This is a genomic window from Chamaesiphon polymorphus CCALA 037, assembly GCF_003003845.1.
GTDB lineage: Bacteria > Cyanobacteriota > Cyanobacteriia > Cyanobacteriales > Chamaesiphonaceae > Chamaesiphon > Chamaesiphon polymorphus.
In genome coordinates this window covers 1-5535 of sequence record NZ_PVWO01000398.1, presented here as the reverse complement: position 1 = coordinate 5535, position 5535 = coordinate 1, and the positions used below count along the sequence as shown (strand labels likewise).

The 5535-nt window shown below is 50.8% G+C and carries 2 protein-coding genes; one reads left to right on the top strand and one right to left on the bottom strand.

Annotated elements, in window-relative coordinates; translation table 11 throughout:
- A partial coding sequence (locus tag C7B77_RS22780; RefSeq protein ID WP_146138463.1) for an MFS transporter occupies positions 1-447 on the top strand: 447 nt, incomplete at its 5' end.
- Between the two features lie 149 nt (positions 448-596).
- Here the strand turns inward: C7B77_RS22780 and C7B77_RS30335 are convergent.
- Positions 597-5535: PAS domain-containing protein (locus C7B77_RS30335; protein WP_181243979.1), on the bottom strand; the 4939-nt coding region annotated here is incomplete at its 5' end.

The following is a 5535-nucleotide window of genomic DNA, read 5'->3' as shown; positions in this document are numbered from 1 at the left end:
GTACTGATTACACTAGCTTTATTACCTGCAAATTTCGTGAATCTGGGCGGATTATTGGTGCTGTGGGCGATCGCTGGAATCGGACAAACGCTGGTAAATGTGCCCACTCAAACCTTAATAGCCGATCGTGTCGATGTTGAAGTTCAAGGGCGAGTGTATGGCGCACACTTTGCTTGGAGTCATCTTTGGTGGGCGTTAGCTTATCCACTAGCAGGCTGGATGGGCAGTAATTTACCCGCTCAGAATTTTTTCTACACTAGTTTAATCGGTGCTGGATTATTAGTCGTCGTGTATGTAGCTTTCAAACCTCGTAATCTCACCGACTTACAAGCTGGGCTGTGGCACGAACACGACCATAACTACGATGAAGAGCATCTCCACAAACATTCCCCACATCTAACCGCTCAAAGTCCTCACTCTCACTTACATTTTCACCCCGAAGCTTGATTGTAATTGAGTCATAGCAGTCAATCTGTTTTGATAAAGAATATTTATAGTATTCATGTAGAGTGATAAATAATAATAATGACGTTATACTATATAGTTAATAGTTATTAACTATTAACTATTTCGGTAATTTCGATCGCAAACTCAGGTTATTGATGACTCTTCGGCCACGTCACATAGAAAGTTGTCCCCTCGCCCAAACTCGACTCTAACCGAATCGTACCTTGCTCGGTTTCGATAATCTTTTTGACGATCGCCAGACCAATTCCCGTACTATCGCTATTGTCTTTAACTTTTAGAGTTGCAAAGATCTCAAAGACTTTGGCATGATTTTCTGGGGCGATGCCTGGGCCATCATCTTTGATAATAAATTCATGGTAGGTGGGACGATCGATCGCCGAAATTTGTATATTTCCGGTGACAGAATTATGGTGCTTGATAGCATTGCTAATGAGGTTGGCAAAAACTTGACTCAAAAATACCCGCTTGGTCGTAAGGGTTGGTAACAGTGGCTGAATGTCGATCTTAAAGCCCTCTGGTGGGGCGATCGAGTCAATAATCTCGCTCAGGAATTCGGCGAGGTGGAAGGTTTCTAACTGGGCTTCTTGTCGCCCCGCGCGGGCGTATAGGAGCAAGCTGTCAATCATCAACTCCATCCGCTTGACGCGAGTGCGAAGGAGGTCGAACTGTTGTTGAGTATCGGGTGGTAACTGACCTTCCAAATCTTCTTCGATCCAGACTGATAAGTTAGAAATTGCCCGTAGGGGAGCCTTGAGATCGTGAGAGACGGTATATGCGAAGCTGGTTAGCTCCTTGTTGCGATCGGCCAGAGCTGCTTCGGCTTGTTGTAGCTCGGTAATGTCGGTATTGGTGCCAAACCAGCGGATAATTCGCCCAGATTCATCGCGGATCGGTACTGCGCGAGACAAAAACCAGCGGTACTGTCCGTCCCGACCTCGGAGCGGAAATATATCTTCCCATTCCTGACCGATTTCGAGATGATGGCGAAATAGCTCCACTACTCGATCGATATGTTCGGGATGATGAACGCTTTGCCAGCCCCAGCCCTGCATCTGCTCTAGCGTCGTACCCGTATAGTCAAACCAGCGACGGTTGTACCAGAAGATCCAGCCGTTTTCGTCGGTCATCCACGTAAACTGAGTAATGTTATCTGCCAAGGTGCGGAATCGTTCTTCGCTCTCGCGTAATTCTGCTTCGGCGCGTTTGCGATCGGTGATTTCTTGGACGACGACATTAATCCCCGCCACCTGTCCGGTTTCATCTCTAAGTGGATAACAATTTTGAATCCAAGTTCGCTGAACTCCAGGCGCAGCTCTAGTTTCACCGCTAATTTCGAGATTCAGCAGTGGCTCTCCGGTGGCGATGACACCGGATAGGATTGGTTCGTTCTCATCGGCTACAGTCGGCACGATATCGCGCATCGTGCGCCCGATATGATCGTCAATATCGATACCGTTAATTTCTGCCAGCCGCTGATTGAGGCGGACATAACGCAATTGGCGATCGAGAATCGTTAGCCCAATAGGTGCGGTTTGATAAATTGCTTCGATCTCCATCAGTTGTCGTTGCACGAGTAATTGACTCTGATATAACTCTTCCTCGGCGAGTTTACGTTCGGTAATGTCGGTGTTAAATCCAACGACTTTGAGCAGTTCTCCTTGCAGATCGTACTGAAAATAGCTGCGATCGGACACATATACCCAGTGCCCTGCGGCATGACGGACGCGATATTCGCTCTCAAATCGATCGACCCCCGCTGGAGCTGCCATAAACTCCGCTTGGGTGCGCTCTAAATCGTCAGGATGCACTCGTTCCGTCCACCACTCGTTTGTGGGCGGCACATCTTCTGACCGAAAGCCCAGCAGATCGAATAATCCTCTGGAACGATAGATTATTTTCGTTTGTAGATTCCACTCGTACACTGTCCCCCGCACTGCTAGCATCGCTGACTCAAATCGGGCGTTACTCTGCGCTAGGTTGGCTGCGGCGACTTGGCGTTCGGTAATATCGTAGTTGATGCCGTCAAACGAGATTGGTTCCCCATCAGGTGTATATGTTCCCTTACCAGCCGATTTAATCCAGCGAATTTCGCCTGTATCTGGATTTACCGCACGGTGGTCGATTTCGTATAAGGTGCCGTCTCGCAATGCCGCTTCAACTGCCAAACGAGTCGGTTCGCGATCGTCGGGATGAACGCGACTCCAGAACAATTCGATCGTCGCCTCAGCATCGGGCGGCACGAAAAATAGTTCTCTGGTGCGCTCGTCCCAATTAAGTGCGCCTAATGGGAGTGAATTCAGCCATAGCCCGACTCCGGTGGTATTTAGCACGAAGGCAAGTCGGGCTTGGTACTGCGTGAGTTCGGCTTCACGTAGCTGTAGCTGCGATTGTAATCGTTTGAGTTCGGTAACATCGGTGAACGTTGCCACACAGCCGCGCACGGCGTGATGCTCGTCAAATAGCGGTACGGCAGTTACCAGCCAGTCGAATGTCGCTCCGTCCGAGCGCAGCATTTGGATTTCGACATCTCGAATCGCTTGCCCTTGGGCGGTTGCTAGTTGCATCGGGAGCTGGTCGCCAGAGATTTCTCGCCCGTCGCGGTATTGACGGAATGGTAAAGTTTCCGCTTCCGCTCCAGTTGCCGAAACGTTGGTATCGGCTGACACCTTCAGCATCTTTTGACCGAATCGATTGGTACGAATGACACTACACTGCGGATCGTCAGCGATCGCGACCCCCACTGGCAGCGTATCGAGGATCGTTTGCAGTTCGTCAGTTTGAGCAGCCAAATCGTGGTTGAGTCGTTCGATTTCCAGCTCGGCGACTTTACGATCGGTAATATCGATCGATACCCCCAAAATCTGTTGGGTAGCTCCCGCTGGCGTTCTGTTAAATGCAGTGCTACGACTGAGTAACCACCGCCATTCACCGTTTGTATGTCGCGCTCGGTATTCCAACTCCCGCACTTTGCCACCTTGCACTGTATCAAACCCTTCTAGGTATGCCATCATGCTGGCTAAATCGTCTGGATGGACTACAATTTGTGCGATCTCAGACTCCAGAGCGTTTAGTTGCTCTGGCGTATAGCCCAGCATTTCTAATGTTTGAGGATTGGCATAGATGTTACGCTGCTCGATGATATCGTAAACGTACATCGCCCCAGGCAAGGCTTCGGTGAGCTTTTGCGCGAACTTCTGGCTCTCTTGCAAGGCTGCTTCTACTTGCTTGAGATTGGTAATATCGGTATTAGTGCCCACCCACTCGACAATTTGCCCCGACGGGTCGCGAATCGGCTCGGCGCGAGTCAGGTACCAGCGTTTGGACTCACCGCCAAAATGCCAGCAAAATTCGGCTTCATAAGGCATTCCAGTTTGCAAAGAGAGCTGCCACTGCTGCTGGATGGCAGCAAATTCATCGGGATCTAGCTGACTCCATTGGGTTGCCATTGCCTCTGGAAAAGACATGCCGTAGTAATTGAGCCACTGTTGATTGTTAAAGTGGAATTCACCATCGGCTCCGAGTACCCACACTGCATGAGGAATCGCATCGACGATCGACTGTAATCGCTGCTGACTCTCTATTAGAGCAATTTCAGCTTGTTTGCGTTCGCTAATATCAAAGATCGTCCCAACAAACCGCTTGGCTGACCCCGCCTGGTTTTCGAGAAAGTGTCCGGTTGCGGCTACCCACACTACTCGTCCGTTATCAGCTCGAACGAACCGATGTTCGCTGCAAAATAGCGATCGCTCCCGTCGGGCAGTTTCCCACGTCTGCGTCACTGCTGCGAGATCGTCAGGATGAATGCAGCGCAAACACATCTCGACGGTAAGTGCGTCCGCAGTGGCTAGATCGTAGCCCAAAATCTGGGAGTGATTGGCAGACAAGACGATTTGACCCGTGGACAGATCGGCATCCCACGTCACCATATCTGCGGCTGTAAGTGCTAAATTCAGCCGTTCTTCACTCTCCGCCAACTTCTCGATCGACCGCTTGCGGTCGATCGTAATACTAGCAATTTTCGCCCCAAATTCACTCAGTCGATATTCCCAATCGGTCGGCAATCGCGCCTCACTAAAGCACAACATCACCGACCCGACAGGTAAACGATCGACATCCATAATCGGTGCGGAATGACAAGCCCGAATGCCATGCGCGATACAGATATCCCGCCAGCCTTGCGACCAGGATTCATCGTTGGCAATATCGGGACATGTGACAGGCTCACCGCAATATACCGCCGTCCCACAAGTTCCGAACGGCTTGCCGTCTGCGACAGCAATCGCCAGTTCGCTAATCGGCGCATCCTTAAGTCCTTCGCTCAAAGACGGCGGGAAATCTGGCGTAATCGATCGGGGAAACTTCGTGCGGCGATCGTCAGTCAGCAGCACACAGGCGCGGGTGTGGGGGCTGAGTAAGGATATCGAGCTACACATCGCACTCAGACACTCATCTAGCGACTGACCCGTAGCGATCGCTTCTAGCAGTTGCGTCTGTTCGACGAGCATCAGTTCGGACTGTTGACGATCTAGCTCAGTGGCAATCCGACTGGCAAAGATCGTCAGTAACGATTCGGCTAGATGTACGTTTGTGAGCGGTCTACCATCCATGACACCCAGCAATCCCAACACATTCCCACCAGCACCATAGAACGGGATGGCAATATAGCTCTCGACAGCCAGCGGTTTTAGCAGCGGTGCATTTGGAAATTGAGCCTGGACGTTGCGCGGATAAGAGCAAAGTTTACGCTGCTCGATCGCTTCCCAGCAGGGCGTATCTTCCAGCCGATATTCCAGATTCTCAACGATGTTACCGCGAGCGCAAGTGGCGATCGTTTTCATCATTTTCGGCTCGGTTCCTTCCACCAAGCCAATATAGACGTAATCCGCACCCAAAACTTTGGCAAAGTGCTTGACCAGTTCGTCGAAAAATTCCCCACCCGTTACCTTCGCCACACCTTGGGTAATCTCAATTAATGCCGCATCGACTTGGGCGACTTGCTGCGCCGCCAACCGCAGTTCCAGCTCCGAAACGACCATTGCCGCCAAATCCACCAATGTCGCCTCTTCC